Source organism: Paenibacillus sp. 22594 (assembly GCF_052044425.1).
In the GTDB taxonomy this organism is placed as follows: domain Bacteria; phylum Bacillota; class Bacilli; order Paenibacillales; family Paenibacillaceae; genus Paenibacillus_AQ.
The window spans coordinates 271702-289914 of sequence record NZ_JBQENA010000003.1 but is presented as its reverse complement, the minus strand read 5'-3'; the positions used below and the strand labels follow the sequence as shown (position 1 = coordinate 289914).

The 18213-nt window shown below is 54.2% G+C and carries 14 protein-coding genes; 11 read left to right on the top strand and 3 right to left on the bottom strand.

Annotated features, from left to right (window positions below):
* Positions 1–156: 156 nt before the first annotated feature.
* A complete protein-coding gene (locus ACTJKB_RS12005; RefSeq protein WP_440834210.1) occupies positions 157–2382 on the top strand; it encodes an MMPL family transporter in 2226 nt (741 codons plus the stop codon).
* Positions 2383–2718: 336 nt separating this feature from the next.
* Here the strand turns inward: ACTJKB_RS12005 and ACTJKB_RS12000 are convergent, their stop codons facing one another.
* From ACTJKB_RS12000 to ACTJKB_RS11990, 3 genes are all read right to left on the bottom strand, one after another.
* Positions 2719–3030 carry an antibiotic biosynthesis monooxygenase gene (locus ACTJKB_RS12000; protein WP_440834209.1) on the bottom strand — a complete coding sequence of 104 codons (312 nt, stop codon included), beginning with the start codon at positions 3028–3030 and terminating at the stop codon, positions 2719–2721.
* A gap of 34 nt (positions 3031–3064) precedes the next feature.
* Positions 3065–3784, bottom strand: coding sequence for a 3-ketoacyl-ACP reductase (locus ACTJKB_RS11995; RefSeq protein WP_440834208.1), 720 nt, complete (start codon positions 3782–3784; stop codon positions 3065–3067).
* Positions 3785–3896: 112 nt separating this feature from the next.
* Positions 3897–5453 (bottom strand): FAD-dependent oxidoreductase, encoded by a 1557-nt coding sequence (locus ACTJKB_RS11990; RefSeq protein WP_440834745.1) that lies wholly within the window; start codon positions 5451–5453, stop codon positions 3897–3899.
* A gap of 206 nt (positions 5454–5659) precedes the next feature.
* Here ACTJKB_RS11990 and ACTJKB_RS11985 point away from each other — a divergent pair, with 206 nt between their 5' ends.
* The 10 genes from ACTJKB_RS11985 to ACTJKB_RS11940 all read left to right on the top strand — a co-directional run bounded on the left by ACTJKB_RS11985 (position 5660) and on the right by ACTJKB_RS11940 (position 18096).
* Positions 5660–6061 (top strand): Fur family transcriptional regulator, encoded by a 402-nt coding sequence (locus tag ACTJKB_RS11985; RefSeq protein WP_440834206.1) that lies wholly within the window; start codon positions 5660–5662, stop codon positions 6059–6061.
* A 228-nt stretch (positions 6062–6289) separates the two neighbouring features.
* Positions 6290–8287 (top strand): methyl-accepting chemotaxis protein, encoded by a 1998-nt coding sequence (locus ACTJKB_RS11980; protein WP_440834204.1) that lies wholly within the window; start codon positions 6290–6292, stop codon positions 8285–8287.
* A 92-nt stretch (positions 8288–8379) separates the two neighbouring features.
* Entirely contained in the window at positions 8380–9195 is an 816-nt protein-coding gene (locus tag ACTJKB_RS11975) for a uroporphyrinogen-III synthase (protein ID WP_440834202.1), read from the top strand.
* A 38-nt stretch (positions 9196–9233) separates the two neighbouring features.
* Positions 9234–9866 (top strand): ThuA domain-containing protein, encoded by a 633-nt coding sequence (locus ACTJKB_RS11970; protein ID WP_440834201.1) that lies wholly within the window; start codon positions 9234–9236, stop codon positions 9864–9866.
* Positions 9867–9964: 98 nt separating this feature from the next.
* Positions 9965–10312 (top strand): phasin family protein, encoded by a 348-nt coding sequence (locus ACTJKB_RS11965; RefSeq protein ID WP_440834200.1) that lies wholly within the window; start codon positions 9965–9967, stop codon positions 10310–10312.
* The gene (locus tag ACTJKB_RS11960) at positions 10313–11983 is read left to right on the top strand and encodes an ABC1 kinase family protein (RefSeq protein ID WP_440834198.1); all 1671 of its coding nucleotides are present in this window, start codon (positions 10313–10315) and stop codon (positions 11981–11983) included. It begins immediately after the preceding gene.
* 405 nt (positions 11984–12388) lie between these two features.
* A complete protein-coding gene (locus ACTJKB_RS11955; RefSeq protein WP_440834197.1) occupies positions 12389–14269 on the top strand; it encodes a DEAD/DEAH box helicase in 1881 nt (626 codons plus the stop codon).
* Positions 14270–14510: 241 nt separating this feature from the next.
* A complete protein-coding gene (locus ACTJKB_RS11950) occupies positions 14511–15449 on the top strand; it encodes a D-alanyl-D-alanine carboxypeptidase family protein (protein WP_440834195.1) in 939 nt (312 codons plus the stop codon).
* A 554-nt stretch (positions 15450–16003) separates the two neighbouring features.
* Positions 16004–17575, top strand: coding sequence for an FAD-dependent oxidoreductase (locus ACTJKB_RS11945; protein ID WP_440834194.1), 1572 nt, complete (start codon positions 16004–16006; stop codon positions 17573–17575).
* Positions 17576–17760: 185 nt separating this feature from the next.
* Positions 17761–18096 carry a DUF3243 domain-containing protein gene (locus ACTJKB_RS11940; RefSeq protein WP_074087367.1) on the top strand — a complete coding sequence of 112 codons (336 nt, stop codon included), beginning with the start codon at positions 17761–17763 and terminating at the stop codon, positions 18094–18096.
* The last annotated feature ends 117 nt before the right edge of the window (positions 18097–18213 follow it).

Genomic DNA, 18213 nt, shown 5'->3' with positions numbered 1-18213 from the left:
AGCGCCTGCAGTTAAATATAGAGAATATAGGCTGCACACATATGGATAAATTGATCTTTTGAAAAAAAGGTTTGATTAAAATTTTTAGGGTATATATGATAAAGGTAATAAAAATGACCCGTGGTTCATTTTGAGGCCGGTGGGTACGAAGAGAGGATGAAAGGAATGTCAGGCTACGGAAAATGGGTGGCAGGCAGTAAGACCAAATGGATTACCCTTGTTGTCTGGATTGCAGTCATAGGAGCACTCACCCTGTTATGGCCTTCAGTGAATTCACAGGAGCTGAACAACGCGTCGAACCTGCCTGGAGACTCGCAGTCGGTGCGTGCGTCTGGGGTTGCAGAAAGGGAGTTTCCGGCCGGCAGCGGCGTTCCTGCCTTGCTTGTATGGCATAGGGAAGGCGGAATGTCTGAGGAGGACCTGGTACATATCACCGCTGTCTACAGCAAGCTTGAGCAGCAGCCCTTGGCACATCAGAACTACGTTCCCCCGCTGGGACAGCTGCCGCCGCAGGCGCTGAAGGCTTCGTTGTCAGAGGATGGCAGCACGCTGGTCACACCTGTGTTATTTGATAAGACGGCTGACAGTGACCAACTCGGTGAAGCTTTAACAGAATTAAAAAAGATGATAACCATAGAAACGGGCAGCGACCCCTCTGCGGCGACAACAGACAGTAAAAATTTGAGCCTTAGGGTAACCGGGCCGGTAGGGATTTCTGTCGATGCCACAGGACTGTTTCAGAACGCCGATGTATCCCTGCTGATCGCAACGGTTGTGCTGGTCCTGGTGTTCCTGCTGCTGATCTACCGTTCACCAATTCTGGCCTTGATTCCGCTGATAGCGGTGGGCTTTGCTTATGGAGTTACCAGCCCTGTGCTCGGTAAAATGGCCCAGGAGGGCTGGATTACCGTAGATTCCCAGGCTATTTCCATTATGACTGTGCTGCTGTTCGGTGCGGGTACGGACTATTGCCTGTTCTTGATTTCCCGGTTCCGTCAGATGCTGAAGGTCGAGGAGCATAAGGGCCACGCCTTGCTGCGCGCGATCACCCATTCCTCCGGTGCCATCGCCATGAGCGGATTTACCGTAGTACTCGCGCTGTTTGCGCTGCTGCTGGCTAAATATGGCGCGTACCACCGGTTTGCGGTTCCGTTCAGCGTCTCAATTCTGATAATGGGGATTGCCAGTCTGACGCTGGTGCCTGCTCTGCTGGCGATCTTTGGCCGGACATCCTTCTTCCCGTTCATTCCGCGCACTCCGCAGATGGAAGCCGCCCGGGCCAAGGCTAAAGGCAAACCGGCTCCAGAGCCCAATCCGACGCGTAAAAGAGGAATCGGTGATCTGGTGGTTTCCCGCCCTTGGGCGATTGTTGGCATAACGGTGGTCCTTCTGGGCGTCCTCGCGTCCTTTTCCAGCGGGATCAAGTTTACTTATGATATCCTCTCATCCTTCCCGAAGGATATGGAGTCTCGTCAGGGCTTTGACCTGATCGGCAAGCAGTTCTCTCCCGGTGAGCTGGCCCCGGCCAAGCTGATGATTGATACGCAGGGCAAGGTGAACGGAGAGGATATCAAGGTTGTCCTTGGAGGCATTTCTTATATCGATAAGGTATCCGATCCGCAGCAAGGGGCAGTTAACAAGAATATTCTCGGCTATGATATTGAATTCAAGAGCAATCCGTATTCCCTGGAAGCCATGAATCACATTCCTGCGCTACAGGCATCCACCGAGCAGGCACTCGCTGAATCCGGTCTGGACAACGCCAAGGCAAGCGTATGGATCAGCGGGCAAACGGCTACCCAATACGATACCAAAGAAATCGGAGAACGGGATACGGATCTGATTATTCCCGTCGTGATCGGGATGATTACCATACTGCTGTTAATCTATCTGCGGTCTGTGGTAGCGACAGTTTATCTGGTAGCCACTGTAATCCTGTCCTTCTTCTCTGCGCTAGGACTCGGCTGGATTATTATTCATTATATTATGGGGGCAGACGCCATACAGGGGGCGATCCCGCTATATTCCTTCGTATTTCTGGTTGCGCTTGGCGAGGACTACAACATCTTCATGATCTCGAACATCTGGAAAAAGCGTAAGGTCATGCCGCTGAAGCAAGCCATTGCCGAGGGCGTAAATGAAACCGGATCGGTTATCACTTCAGCCGGGCTCATCCTGGCCGGAACCTTTGCGGTGCTGGCCAGCCTGCCGATTCAAGTGCTAGTGCAGTTCGGCATCATCACCGCCATTGGGGTGCTGCTGGACACCTTTATAGTCCGCCCGTTCTTGGTGCCGGCGATTACTGTACTCTTGGGCCGCTGGTCCTTCTGGCCTGGCAAACACAAGGAGCTGGATCGGGCGCTGTCTGTGAGTGAGGATTGATAAGTATCTGAACATACTGGAGATGGGGTGTCAGGGAGCCTTAAGTAAGGAGTGACCCGGCATCTCCGATACTATTTGATATACAAAGGGATGCCTTGCTGAACCGTATAGTTCAGCGGGGCATCCCTGTTTTGGTAGTGGGGCAAATAACGGCAGAAACGCCGTTATTGGGCGCGCCGCGGCCGGAAGTGGAGCGAATAACGGCAGAAACGCCGTTGTTGGGCGCGCCGCGGTCGGAAGTGGAGCAAACAACGGCAGAAACGCCGTTATTGGGCGCACCGCGGTCGGCCTCTGCGTGATGAGGTCTGACCCGCGCTCCTTCCGCCACCCGGAAGCCTACTCTCCTGGCGTACGGCTGAGCAGCAGCTCGTATTTGTCGAGCGAGGCTGCGATAATATTCTCGTTCTTGCCGGCGCCGCGGTGAGACTCGCGGAAGGCCGGGCTGGTGGTCCAGCCCTTGAAGGCGTCCTCATCCTCCCACGTGGTGCATATTTTCAGTTCTTCTACACCGTCCTTGGGTGCGCCGTGCCATACCTCCAAGCGGATGAATTCAGGCATGTCCTGTACGCCATTAGCTTGGCCAAAACGGCTGGCCAGGCCATCTCCGTGGCCTTCTTTTACCTTAATGGTATTCGTTACTACGATCATGTCCTGTCCTCCTTCGAAAGGTTAACTCTCCCGTTTACTGCGGATTAGTAGTCCATATTCCTGCAGTTTTCAGGAAGACCCGGTCCGGCAGCTTCAAGGCGGCCAGCGTGAGCTCGGCCACATCTTCAGGCTGCATCATCCGGTCCTCGTCGCCGATCTTCAGGCCGGCATTCTCCGCCAGTCCGGTGTTAACGGTGCTTGGGGTGAGTGCAACCACACGGATGTTGTGCTTGCGGACTTCCTGTGCCAGCGCTTCAGTCATGCCCATGAGCGCGAACTTGGAAGCACAGTAAGCAGAGCCGGTGGCAAAGCCCCGCTCTCCGGCTGTGGAAGAGATGTTGATGATATTGCCGCTGCTGCGCTCAATCATTGCCGGCAGAGCTGCCCGGGTTACATAGTAGCTGCCAAATAGGTTGATCTGCATATGGCGTTCCCAATCTGCAGGGTCCATCTCAAGAAAAGTACCGAACTTGGCGATACCCGCATTGTTGATCAGCGCATCGAACGCGCCAAGGTCATTCTGCAGGGCAACTACGGCCCGCTCTGCTTCCTCGCGGACAGCGATGTCTGCCACTGCAATGCTTACCTTGACATCATAAACTTCGGTCAGCGCCGACTTCAGTGCCTCCAGATCGGCTGCAGTTCTGGAGATCAGTCCCAGATTTGCACCTTCTTTGGCCAGTGACATAGCCAGAGCTTTACCGATCCCTTTGCCGGCACCGGTAATGACAATACTTTTTCCTCTCAAATCCATGATCTTACGTCACGCTCCTTTGCAATGCTTATTAATAGGGCTGCTATTCAGCTCCCATTATACCCGAGCGGGAACGGAGAATCACGTCTCAGACAGGAGGGGTTGCTTCAGCTTACTCCCCGGACTCCAGCCTGGTGAGCGGAAGTGTCGCCGGACCTTCCAGCACCTCTCCTTCAAAAGAGAAGCGGGAGCCGTGGCAAGGGCAGTCCCAGGAGCGTTCTCCCTCGTTCCACTCCGTTTCGCAGCCCATATGAGTGCAGGTTCTGTCCACCAAATGCAGATGTCCTTCAGGGTCACGGTAGGCCCCAACGCGCTTGCCGTCATGAAAGACGACTGCACCTTGATCCGGCTTCAGATCATGCGTCTTCTTATGGACAATCTCTACCTTGCCTGCGATCAGCTCCTTGGCGACATTGGCGTTTTGGACGATGAAATTTTTGATCGAAGGCCGGGCCTTGAAGCGCGAGGGGTCGTATAGTTCTGTGTACGGATTGGTATGCCGCTGGATACCGTCTGCGATCAGGCGCGCCGCCAGGGTTCCGGTGGTCATGCCCCATTTACGGAAGCCGGTGGCGATATATATTTCTTCATCCTCGGCTGTTTTGCCGATATAAGGCACACGGTCCAGAGTGACCAGGTCCTGGGTCGACCACCGGAAGGGAATACCCCGAATGCCCAATAGCTCCCCGGCGAACTTCTCCAGATTCTCATAATGGCCGAAGGTGCAGATGCCTTGTCCGGTTTTGTGGTTGTCACCGCCGACAATGACCAGTTTTTTGCCATTCCATTCCACTGCCCGCAGAGAACGGGCGGGAGTTCCGGCACTTAGATACATTCCACCCTCATAATCGGTTTCCGGATCAATAGCCAGACAGTAGGAGCGCTCCGCATGCAGACGGGAGAAATATAGTGCGCCGCCGTCATAAAAAGGAAAGTGGGATGCGGAAACAGCATGTCTGCAGTTGATTTTCAGCTTCTGTTGCTCTGTGTACAGTGTAAGCAAGCCGCCATCCTTGTCCACTTGTTCTCCAATCATCGTATGCTCGTAGATCATCCCTCCCTTCTCCAAAATAACGTCCAGCAGTCCCTTAAGGTAGTGGAGCGGATGAAAACGGGCTTGGCCCGGAAGCATAATGGCACCGTCAACCCTCAGGGGAAGCGAAATATGATCCTGCCACTCCCCCGGAAGTCCAATTTTGCCATAGGCCTCGAACTCTGCCTCCAGCTGTTTCAGCGTCTTCTCATCGCCCTTATCGGCATAGAGATAAGCTGGTTCGCGTGTAAGTCCGCAGGACAGGTTCAGTTCTTGCGCCGTTTGGATAATCCACTCCAATGCCTCACTGTTTGACTGGAAATAGAGCCGGGCTGCGTCTTCCCCGAAATCCTTGACCAGATCATGATAGATCAGTCCGTGCTGGGCGGTGATTTTGGCGGTCGTAAATCCGGTAGTGCCGGCAAAAAGTTCACCCGCTTCCAGCAGCGTCACCTTATATCCTGCCTTGGTCAGCAGGTAGGCCGTGGTAATCCCGGTAATTCCGCCGCCGACAATCGCAACATCGGTATCGTGGTTTTCGGCAAGAGGTGGAAAGGAAGGTATTTCGCTGCTGGCTCTCCAGAACGATTGCGGAAATTGCGGAAGACTTTGTGGGAACTGTTGTGAACTGTTCATCCTATTCTCCTTCATGTTAATCTCCTCCATCACTGTAAGACTCATTTCATTTATTACCACACTCCTGCCAAAAGAAACCCTGGTGGAGGGAGCATGCCTGATGAAAAGTACTGCGTGCGATATTTCTGCGTGCTGCGCCTGCCGGATTGACTATGTCATCTTTTGTATTTATACTTGATCTAAAAACAAATTAGAGGATGATAAAGATGAAGACCCTGAATCTGACCTCCCAGCGTCAAGCCGTGTATGATATTGTCCGGGGTTCCCATGACCACCCCACTGCCGCAGAAGTAATGAACCGGCTGGTAGAGCAGGGACATAATCTCGCCTATGGGACCGTATATAACTCTTTACGCTATCTGTCGGACAAACAAATGATCCGCGAATTGAAGCTGGGTGAGGCCGCCAGCCGATATGATGCCCGTCTCGATGACCATCAGCATATTCTCTGTGAGGTTTGCGGGGCGGTGGATGAGGTCATGACCCAGGTGCCACAGGAATGGACAGACAAGGTCAGTGAGGAGACAGGCTATTCGATTACTCATGCTCATGTGGTGTTTGGAGGGGTATGTCCATCCTGCAGAAACAAAATAGGCAAGAGGTCTTAAGCACTGGCTGGAAGTGAAAATTAAATCCGGAAAATCATGAACATATATAAGAAAAGACCGTTTTCATGGAAACGGTCTTTTTGCTGTGTTTATATGAAAATTCTACAAATAAGTATGATAATACTGAAGAGTTGGTAAATAAAAAAGGGTTTGTTGGGCTGATATATAATTATATATTAGGCTGAAGATCAAGTCATGCTTAAGACCCAAAAGAAAGCGAGCGTGAACATGCGTATGAAACTCAAGTCCCGTTTAACCATCCGTATGAAGCTGATTACCACATATTTGCTTGTCCTTCTGGTACCGAGCATGATTATAGGCTGGCAAACCTACGATTCGGCCAGCAGCAAAGTGGAAGGCCAGCTTATGAACAATGCCAAGGAAAGTGTAGCGGCAGTAAATGAAATCATTGACGCGAATATTCAATCCAAAATGGATGATATCCAGTATTTTGCCAAGAAGGTTTCCTCCGCAGCGCTGAATGGAGAACAGTCTGGAGACGCCAGTGCTGCGGTAAAAGAAAGATTGAAGGAGTATGCCGTGCTTCACCCTGATGTGCTGGATATTCATGTCGCAACCAGCAGGGCGAAGATGGTGCATGCCGCGGATGTCAAGTTCCCGGAAGGGTATGACCCGCGCAAAGAGAACGCTTACGTGAATGCACTGAAGCATGGGAAGGGACCGGTGATTTCACCGGCTTTCCAGACGGTTAATAATGAAACGGCAGTAGCGATTTCCGCTGTACTTGAAGATGGCGGAGGAGTTATGACTCTGAACCTCAACCTGGCTGAATTGGCGAATCTGACAGACATTAAGGTGGGTCAGGAAGGATACATCTTCCTTATCGACAGCAGCAAAAAGTTTCTCGTACATCCTACAGAAAAGATTGGGCAGGAAACCTCGCTTGATTTCGTGAAGCTGATGTTTGAGGGTGAGAGCGGTTCATTTGATTATACCTACAAGGACGCCCACAAAAAGATGACCTATCAGGTGAACGGGCTCACCGGCTGGAGAATCGGGGGAACCATCAGCAAAAGTGAGGTGACCGCTGCCACGAGCGGGATTCGGGACAAGGCTCTGATCGTAATCTCCATCTCGGTACTGCTCGCACTGGTGCTAATCTATTTCAATGTGTCCTCTATCCTGAAGCCGCTGACTCGTCTGCGCAAGGCAACAGAGATCATTGCCCGGGGAGACCTCTCGGAAGATATTGGTGACTTCCATAGAGATGAAATCGGACTACTGGCGAATAATTTCCGTTCCATGGTCGTGAATTTGCGCGATATGATAATCAGCGTGCAGGAGATGACTGACAATGTGTCCGCCTCCGCAGAAGAGCTGACCGCCGGGGCGGAACAGACAACGAAGGCTATTGAGCATGTAACAATAGCGATTCAGGAAGTAGCGGCAGGCACGGAGCGGCAGGTGCACAGTGTGCATAAAGGAACGGAGAGTACAGCCGCAACCGCAAACGAAGTGGCGCAAATCTCCGGGTTCATGGAGCAGGTATCGGCAATGATGGATAAAACCTCGTTGTCCGCAGCGGAGGGGAATGACTCTGTGATTAGCGTAGTAGACAAAATTAACGGCATTCATGAAACGGTGGAGGAGCTCAGCGGTGTGATCGACAAGCTGAACGGCCGCACCAGCCAGATTCACGGGATAGTCGGTGTTATAACCGGCATTGCCCGCCAGACGAATCTTCTGGCTCTCAATGCTTCCATAGAAGCGGCCAGAGCCGGTGAACAGGGCAGGGGCTTTGCCGTTGTGGCATCGGAGGTCCGCAAGCTGGCCGAGGAATCGGAGAAATCGGCGCATAGGATCGCGGAGCAGATTTTTTCCATTAACACAGAGATGCAGCAGGCAACGGTGACGATGGAGGATGCCCGGGGCAAGGTGTCGGAGGGGATTCTTGCGGTGGATTCAACGGGGCGTTCCTTCTCCCGCATCCGCAGAGCCGTTAAGGGGGCAGCAGAGAAGATTGAAGCTATGAAAGGAGCCGTTGACACGCTGACAGCAGAAGCTGTCAGTATGCAGGCAGCCATTAGCGAGATCCAAGGAATCTCCCAGGAGGCAGCCGGTAATACGGAGACGATTTCTGCAGCTGCCGAGGAGCAGCTCGCTTCAGTGGAGGAGATTGCATCTTCATCGGCCGATCTTAGTCATCTTGCGGAGGAATTGCAGAAGCTCGTGGGACGTTTTAAGTTGTATTCGACAAAATCATAAGCTAAGAATAGCTTTGCATCTTTTCTTTTTCCGCCCTTTGCAAGTATACTGATAAGCAATAATGTTTGGGCTGTTGAGGGGGAGGAAGGGATATGGCAGAGCAATTGCAGGGGGTTACCGTTGCCCTGGCGGGTCCGCGCAAAGCAGAGGAAATGGCCAAGCTGGTGCAGAACATGGGTGGTACCGCATTACATCGTCCTGCACAAGGAACGGTGTTTCTGGATGATGAGGCCCTGCGGGAGGGAATCACAGCCTGGACCGCCCATCCACCGGACCTGGCTATTCTGACGACGGGAATGGGGCTGGAAGCCCTGTTTGATATGGCAACGCAAATGAAGCTGGAGGATCGCTTTCTCGAGGTTCTCTCCGCTGCGCCGATAGCGGCACGTGGCTACAAGACTGTTAATGCGCTGAAGAAGCGCGGGCTCCGGCCTGACGTACGTGATGACGACGGCAGCACAGCCGGAGTGATACGGGGCCTCGAAGACTGGGATCTGCGCGGCAAATCGGTTGTGCTTCAGCTGCACGGCGATCCGGCCCCTCAGCTGGTGTCCTGGCTGAAGGAAGCAGGAGCGTCTGTCCTTCAAGTGGAGCCTTACCGCCATACGCCGCCGGAGCCTGGGGCGCTTGCTCTTCTATTTGACGATATCGCTGAAGGCAGAGTTGACGCTGTAGCCTTCACGAGCGCTCCGCAATTCCGATTTCTGGCCCAATATGCCAGGGAGCAGGGGAATCTGCAGGAGCTCGTGCGGGCTTTTGAAGACAAGGTACTGGCTGTTTCTGTAGGCCGGATTACCTCGGAGTCCTTGAAAGAGGAAGGGATAACGCGAATTGTGATGCCTGAGCATGAACGGATGGGCAGCATGTTCGTGGAGCTTGGCAAGTACATCGCAGCACAACGCTATTAATTACAACTACAGATACAGAAAGAAGGAGGAGGCCCCCTATGGACAAGAGAAAATGTCTACTTTTGGGTGACTATACCCATCCCCGTTTCCACCCGCTGCAGGGTGTGGATAAACAAATTAGTGAAATCCTGAATGATCTGCTGATTGTTCAGTGTTCGGAGAACAAAAAGCTGCTGCTCAGCGAGCACCTGGCCGGGTATGATCTATGCATCGCATACAATGAATTATGGAATGAGACGGTCTCTCCCCAGCAGACTGCCGGTCTGCTGAGCTATGTAAGCGGCGGCGGCGGACTGATCGTCCTGCATACCGGAATCTCACTGGCCAAGCGTAACGAGCTGGCGCAGCTGATCGGCGGCAGATTTACCGGTCATCCGCCTTATGCTCCGCTGAACTTCAAAGTGCTGGAGCATGATATTACTGAGGGTATTGAAGATTTCCAGCTTGATGAGGAGCCGTACACCTTTGACTTCGATCCGTTTACGGACAAGACCATATTGCTCGAGTATGAAGCAGAAGGTGAAATGCGGCCGGCGGCCTGGTGCCACAGCTTCGGGCTTGGGCGGGTGGTTTTTCTGATGCCTGGTCATCATGAGCCTTCCTTCACCCATCCGGCGATCCGTCAGCTGATCCTCCGGGCAGCCACCTGGGCAGCACGGATTCCCAGATAATGATCCTGACAACGGGCTTCAGCTGCCTTAAGCTTTGTGAAATTGCCCGCTAAAGGGTATACTTTATCCATAACTGGAATCATTGGGAGGAAAGTGCGATGAGTGATTTGTTCAAGAAAGCAATCTCATTAGGAGTAGGCCTCACCATTGTCAGCAAGGAAAAGGTAGAGAAGGTAGTCGAAGAACTGGTGAAAAAGGGCGAGCTTGCGCCGTCCGAATCCAAGGCTCTGGTGGACCGGCTTGTGGAGCGGGGCGAGGAAGAGCGCGGAATGTTCAAGTCTGCGATTCATGAACAGGTTGAGCGTGTGCTGAAAGAGCTTAAAATCCCTGTTCAGAGTGACGTTGCCGAGCTGGAAGCACGGATTGCGGTCTTGGAACGCCGTGTGGCCGAACTGGAAGGCACTCCTTCCCCGGAGGAGACATTGCCGGAAACGCGTACGGATTAAATGGCGGTACGCATAAGACATGCCGGACGGTACCGGTCTATTGCCATGGCGCTCATGCGTCATGGCTTCGGTTATATGGTGGAGGAACTCGGCCTCTACCATCTGCTGTCCCTTCCGCGGCGGATGATTACCCAGGAGGTTCACGAGAGTCTGACGCTGGGAGAGCGGATTCGCCGGGTGCTGGAGGATTTGGGGCCAACCTTTGTGAAGCTGGGCCAACTGGCCAGTACCCGATCTGATCTGTTACCCGATTCCATTATTCAGGAACTGGTGAAGCTTCAGGACAGTGTCCCTCCGTTCTCGGCGGAAACTGCGCGCAATATTTTGGAGCAAGAGCTTGACCAGTCTATTGATGAGATGTTCAGTTACTTTGAGAATGCCCCGCTCGCTGCAGCTTCCATCGGCCAGGTCCACCGGGCCGTCCTGCATGGAGGACAGAGTGTAGCGGTCAAAATACAGCGTCCTGGTGTCATGCGGACCATGACAAGGGATCTGGAAATTCTTCAGGATCTCAGCGCTCTGGCCGAGAGAAAAATGGACTGGGCGAAACAATACGGACTTACCCGGATGGTCGAGGAATTCTCCCGCGCCTTGCTTGCCGAACTGGACTACGGCCAGGAAGGGCGTAATGCGGAACGGATTGCAGGTCAGCTCGCCGAACAGGATCCGGTCTATATCCCGGCGATTTATTGGGATTACAGTTCTACCCGTATACTCACGATGGAGTATGTCGAAGGTGTCACACTGAACCACCGTGAGGAGCTGCTGCTGAAGGGCGTGAAGCTGAAGGCGCTTGCCCAGCAGCTCGTGGAGATGATGCTGAATCAGATCTTTATTCATGGTTTTTTTCATGCCGATCCCCATCCCGGGAATGTCATGAGGATGGATGACGGCAAGCTGGCACTGATTGATTTCGGTATGGTAGGACGGCTCAGCGAAGAAATGAAGGACAACCTGTCTTCGCTGGTTATCGCGCTGATGCGGAAGAATACCGATTCCATGGTGAGGGCCATTCTGCGGCTGGGTGTAATCCCCGAGGAAGCCGACCGGATGGCGCTGCACGATGATATGGACAGGCTGCGTGAGTCCTATTATGATATTCCCTTCAATCAGGTGAGCATTGGCAAGGCATTGAACGATCTCTTTGGCATCGCCCGCAAGCACCGGCTGGTTATTCCGCCGGACCTGGCGATGCTGGGCAAGACGATGCTGACGCTGGAGGGTGTCGTCGGCAACCTTGATCCAGCCTTCAGCATTGTGCAGATGGCTGAGCCTTTCGGAAGGCGGCTGGTGAGACAACGGTTCAGCGGCAGCCGCCTCCAGCGCAAGATTCTTAGCGGAGCGGCTGATCTTGCAGAAAGTCTGGTGGAGCTGCCTGCCCAGGCCAGACAATTGTCTGCTCTGATTAGCAAGGGTAAGCTTAAGGTGGAGATCGGGCTGCCGGAGCTGAAGGGAGTCGAGCAAAAGCTGAGCCGGGTGGGCAACCGTTTGTCATTCAGCATTGTACTCCTTGCCTTCAGCATTATTATGGCCGGTCTGATTGTCGCTTCCTCGCTGCGCGGAGAGCCCTCTATGCTCTGGGATTTCCCGATTGTTGAGATCGGCTCCGTAATTGCCGCGTTGATGATTCTGTGGCTGCTGTACTCCATCTTCAAGTCAGGGAGATTCTAGCGAATAAATATTCTTAGATAGTGCACACAAACCCTGCTGGATCAAGTACAATATATAGGTTAACTTCTTAATCCTATAAGAAGCTATTCGTAAAGAGTGTAATGGAACGCAAATGGAATGCCGTCTGAATGTCCGGTGGATCGCTGCTGCCCCAGAAACCGAACCTTGGACCGCACATCTGCAGGCAAAGGGCGGCTAGTGAGACGGAAGGGCTCCGGTGACGGGGTTCTTCCGCTTTTGTTTGAAATGGTTCCGTCCGCATAACAGGACGGCAATTCGTTTCTGCTTGAATACGTGGCTATAGGCCGCTGGCGGCAACTGCAACATGCCTACATTACTCCAGAAAATGGATGACTATAGTGTTATGAATTGAACAACATTAAAGAAAATTGTGAGGTGGAGACTATGCCGGGTTTTAAAGAATTAGGAGTATCTGAATTATTGAACGGACTGCTTCAGGGTCAGGGTATTGTGAAGCCTACGCCAGTTCAGGAAGAAGCCATTCCGCCGCTGGTTCAGGGGCTGGACGTTATTGCCAGAGCCAAGACGGGAACAGGGAAGACACTTGCGTTCCTGCTGCCAATTATGGACAAGATCCGTGTGGAGCAGGCGTATCCGCAGGCGCTTATCATGGCACCGACACGCGAACTGGCACTGCAGATTACGGAAGAAGCGCGCAAGCTGGCACGCCATACCGGCGTGAAGATTCTGGCGGTTTACGGCGGTCAGGATGTGGAGAAGCAGCTGCGCAAGCTGGAGGGCGGACGTCATCTGATTATCGGGACTCCGGGCAGATTGCTTGATCATATGAGACGGGGAACCCTCGATCTGAATGGAGTCAAAATGCTCGTTCTGGATGAAGCCGACCAAATGCTGCATATGGGCTTCCTGGAGGATGTGGAGACGATTATTACGGCTGTGCCTTACCGACGCCAGACGATGCTCTTTTCTGCGACGATGCCAGATCCGATCAAGCGGCTGGCCAGTAACTACATGAAAGAGCCGCTGGATATCATTATTAAAAGCGGTTCACCTATTCCGCTGGACAATATCCGCCAGCAGGTCGTGGAATGCTCGGACCGTAACAAGGAAGAGGCGCTGATCGCGCTGATCGAGCGGGACCGTCCGTATCTGGCGATTATTTTCTGCCGGACCAAGCGCCGGGTCTCAAAGCTGAATGAAGCGCTGCAAGCGGCCGGGTATGATTGCGACGAGCTGCACGGCGATTTGTCGCAGGGTAAACGCGAAGCGGTCATGAAGCGGTTCCGCGAAGCTAAGCTGCAGCTTTTGGTTGCTACGGACGTCGCCGCCCGCGGTCTGGACGTTGAAGGCATCACCCATGTCTTCAACTTTGATCTGCCGCTGGATGCGGACAGCTACATTCACCGGATCGGCCGGACCGGCCGCGCAGGCGGCAAGGGACTGGCGATCACGTTCTCTTCGCCGCGCGAACGCGCCGGGCTCGACCTGATCGAGCACGGCATTTCCCAGCGGCTGGACCGCCGCCGGTACGAGAAGGATGAATTCGGCGTAGGCGAATTCACCTCTGTGCAGGCTGGCGGCGGCTCGCCTCGCGGCGGACGCCAGAACGCCGCACCGGAAGCGGCCCGCAGCGGACGCGGCGGGCGCGGCCAGGGGCGCAGCGGCGGAGCGCCGCGCGCTGAAGCCGGAGCACGGCCGGGCGGACGCGGCCGTGGCAAGGAAGCAGGCGGCTGGGGCGCGCCTGCAGAAGGACGCAGCAGCCGCGGCGAAGCGGCTGGCGGCAAGCGCAGCGCCTATGGCGCGGCTGCGCCAAGGGACGGCGGGCCCGCCGGCAAAAGCGCGGCGAAGCCAAGAACGGGCGGCGGCTACGGCAGCTTCGACGCCCGCAGCAACCCGGCTGCAGGTTCTGCAGCCGGTGGGAATGCCGCCGGCCCGCGCGGCGGCAGAGGGGCCGCCGGTTCGGGTGGCGGCCCAAGCAGCGGCTACAGCGCCAATGTCTCGCGTGGCGCGGAAGCCGGAGGCTTCAGCTATGGAGCCTCCAAAGGGGCAGGCTCGGGCAGCGGGTATAACCCGGGCGGCGCTCAGGCCAGCCCTAAGCATAGAGCGAACGTGGCCCGCAGCAATGACGCTGGCGGCTGGAGTTCGGCGGCGCCAGCGAAAGGCGGCGGCTCACGCGGCGGCTCCAAGGGCGGCAAAGGCGGCTTTAGCTCGGGTGGTCGCAGCGGCGGTGGGAATGCCTCATCGCGTGGCGGCCGTGGCAACGGTTCCGGCGGCTCACGCGGGGGCCGCGGCTCGTCCAGATAAAGGCGCTGGATTTCAGTATTGAAACTTGTTACCATAGGACGGTCAGCTTGCGGGCTGACGTTCTGTGGTAACATTTTTTTTTGAATATAAGCATTTACTTGCGGTTGCCTGGTGGCCTGGTTAGTTATTGTTTAAGGTTTTGAAACATTTTGGATACAATGCTTGTCTATAATAAAAGTTGAGTTGTTGTATAGAGCACCGGGTGAAACATTCATAAACATTCTGGGAGGAAACACGGCATATGTCTAAGACTGGAAAAATCGTTATTTTATTCATCATCGTAATCGCTGTGGGCTGGGGAATCGGTAAGTACACCTCACCTTCGCCTTCAGCTTCACAGGAAGAGGGGGCATCTGCTGGCGCGGGCAATGATCTTCAGGCACAGCCAGGCACTGCTCCCGACCCTTCTGCCGTGGCCTCTGAAACTCCGGAGGAGACAGGCGCGGACACGGGGAGCGAGCCTTCAACTGCCCCTGCTGACAAGCCGGACAATTCCGGCAATCAGGCAAGTGCAGAGCCTTCACCAACCGCGACCGATAAACCATCGGATGCAGGCAGCAGTGGTTCAGGCGATCCGTCTGCAGAGCTTACGGCTGCCGAGCCGGAGAGCCTGGAGGCAATCATTAATAAGCAGTACAAGCTTCCGGACGGTTATAAGCCAACTGATCTGGTCTATCCGGACGTGCCGTTTATTTTCTCCGAAAAGATTGAGAAGCGCATGATGCGCAAGGCCGCGGCTACCGCGCTGGAAAAAATGTTCGCAGGAGCCAAGAAAGACGGCGTACACCTGGCCGGGGTTTCCGGCTACCGTTCAGAAGCTACACAGACCCGGCTGTTCAACAATTATGTAGCCAAAGATGGCGAAGAGAAGGCTCGCACTTACAGTGCCGTGCCTGGGCACAGCGAGCATCAGACAGGTTTGGCTATCGACCTTTCCGGCACTGACGGCAAATGTGCCGCAGAGAGCTGTTTTGCCGGAACAGAGGAAGCCAATTGGCTTGCAGCCCATGCAGCGGAGTACGGCTTCATCATCCGTTATCCTGAAGGCAAGCAGGCCATTACAGGATACATGTATGAGCCTTGGCATGTCCGTTATGTAGGCAAGGACATTGCCGCATCCATCGCGGAGAGAGGCATTACGCTGGAAGAGTATTTTGATGCGGTTCCGGTGTCGAAGTAATTGAGTTGTTGAATGTTTACAGGCACTGCAGCCCGCCGCAAGGGGGAGGCAGTGCTTTTTTCTTTGTTGTGGAACGAATCGGAAGTCAAAAGGGTAGCGCGGGGAGCTTCAGGAAGTGAAGTGGAATAAGTACACCTAAATATACGAAAAGGTCTCCTGCAGAGGGAATAGTTGGAGAAAGTATACTTCATTTAAGCGAGTTCATCCGAAAAGATGAAAATCGGTCGGAATAGGTATCCTTTTTCCAACTAACGCTTACGCAGTAGTGGGATGGGACAGCATTAGGTTCACTTTTTCCACTTGGACTTGCCGCCAAATCTAATGAGGCCGTCCAGGCCACTTTGCACCAGAAATCATATAGCGGCTACGCTGTCCTGTTCATAACAAGTAGGCTCTTGTACCAATCTTTATAGCCGCCGATACGCAATTTTGGCCTGTTTCTAAGCCCACTTTAAAATATAAGTTGTTAAAATATCATTCCAAACTACATATAAGTTAGAGGCAGGGAGATACAGCACTCATTATCATTCAATATGGAGTGGAGGAGGAATGAAATGACCAAGCAGATTCAGGCAGATGTTGTTATTATCGGCGGAGGGACGGGAGGTTGTTCGGCCGCCCTGGGTGCTGCCAGATCAGGACGGTCGGTCATAATGACCGAGGAATATGATTGGATCGGCGGACAGCTCACCAGTCAGGTGGTGCCGCCTGACGAGAACCGCTGGATCGAGCAGTTTGGCTGTACGGCAAGCTACCGGACTTATCGCAATGCAGTGCGCGACTATTACCGCAGATTATTTCCGCTCACGGAGCAGGCGCGCGCCCGAGCGGCCCTCAATCCTGGAAATGCCTGGGTCAGCCGGCTCTCTCATGAGCCGCGCACCGCGCTGGCTGTACTCCGGGATATGCTGGCCCCCTATGTGCATAGCGGGCGGCTGCAGATATGGACAGGATACAAGCCCGTGCGGGCGGAGACAGACGGCGATGATGTGATTTCGGTAACGGTATGCGGTCAGGATGGGGATAAGTTGGTCCTGACCGGCAGCTACTTTTTGGATGCGACTGAAGAAGGAGATGTGTTGCCGCTGGCAGGCGTAGAGTACGTAACGGGTGCCGAGTCCGCTGCAGAGACCGGGGAAAGGCACGCGCTTGCGGGTCCTGCGGATCCGCAGGATATTCAAGCGTTTACGCATTGTCTGGCAGTGGACTATACCGCGGGTGAAGATTATACGATTGCCAAGCCACGGGAATATAACTTTTGGAGAAGCTACCAGGCCGATTTTTGGCCTGCTCCGCAGCTCAGCTGGACCGTTCCTTCCCCTTCGACGCTAACGCCTGTAACCTACGTGCTCTTACCGGAGGAGGGGGCGAATCCGCTGTTTACTTACCGTAGACTGGCAGACCGCAGCAATTTTCAGCCGGGGGTCTACAAGACAGACCTCAGTGTGGTCAACTGGCCGCAGAATGACTATTGGCTTGGGTCGATTATTGACGTTTCTCCCAGAGAAAGGCAGCGCCACCTGGAGAGCGCAAAGCAGCTCAGTCTTTCCCTGCTGTACTGGATGCAGACGGAGGCACCGCGCAAGGATGGCGGCATAGGTTATCCCGGCCTGCGTCCACGTCCAGATGCTACGGGGGCGCCGCATGGCCTTGCGCAAGCTCCATATATTCGGGAAGGACGGCGAATCCGGGCGGAATTCACTGTCCTTGAGCAGCATCTCAGTCCGGCCGATCGCCCGGACGGCCGGGCTGAGAAATACCCGGATACGGTTGGTATTGGCAGTTACCGGATTGATCTTCACCCCAGTACAGCGCTGCGGACCTTTATCGACATTCCTTCGCTGCCGTTCCAGATTCCACTGGGAGCGCTGATCCCGATTCGGGTGAACAACCTGATCGCTGCTGCCAAAAACATTGGGACCACGCATATCACCAACGGCTGCTACCGGCTTCATCCGGTGGAATGGAATATTGGAGAGGCTGCCGGTATGCTGGCTGCATACTGTCTGGATAACGGGATTACACCCCGTGAGGTACGGAATTCTCCCCAGCAGCTGAGCAGCTTCCAGACCCGCCTGCGCAATAACGGCTTTGAGCTGGAGTGGCCGTCCATAGGCGTAGTCTAGGCTGGACAAGGGACGAAGCCGGCCAGTATTTCTGTGTTTTCTGTGTATTAGGGATTGGCGGAAAAGTCTTCACCTGCTGTGGCTGCCTTCACCAGTGAAGGCAGCCATCTCCCGTTGATTCATCTGTCTGACCCATGGTTAAGTAGTGGGAAACCATGAATTTTCCAGCGGAAGGGGAATTTCAGATGTCGGAACATAATCATGTTGTAGATAAGGACGGAAATGTTGCGCTAGGCAAAGTGAATGAAGCCCTGGACCGGATTGACCCTGAACAAAAGGAAGTCATCTTGAACAATTTTGAGGATTTCAAGGCCTATTTAGGAAAGCGTATTCATCTGGCTCGGAAGATAGGTCTGGGTGAAGAGCAGCTGGCGGTGGCGGCGGAAAAAATAGCCGACTATCTGGCTGACCATGAAGAACCCCGCAATAGTGAGGAGAAGCTGCTGCAGGAGCTGTGGAAGGTGGGCAGCAAGGAAGAACGCCACCGGTTGGCTCATATGCTGGTGAAGCTGGCCCGGTGAGCCGGTCAGGTGCTACGGTACCGGCATCTCAAAGCATAGGCTTGAAGAATCCGCCCCGCAACGGGGCGGATTCTTGCTGAATGAGAGGATCCGGGAATAGTGGGGAAGGCGCGGGCA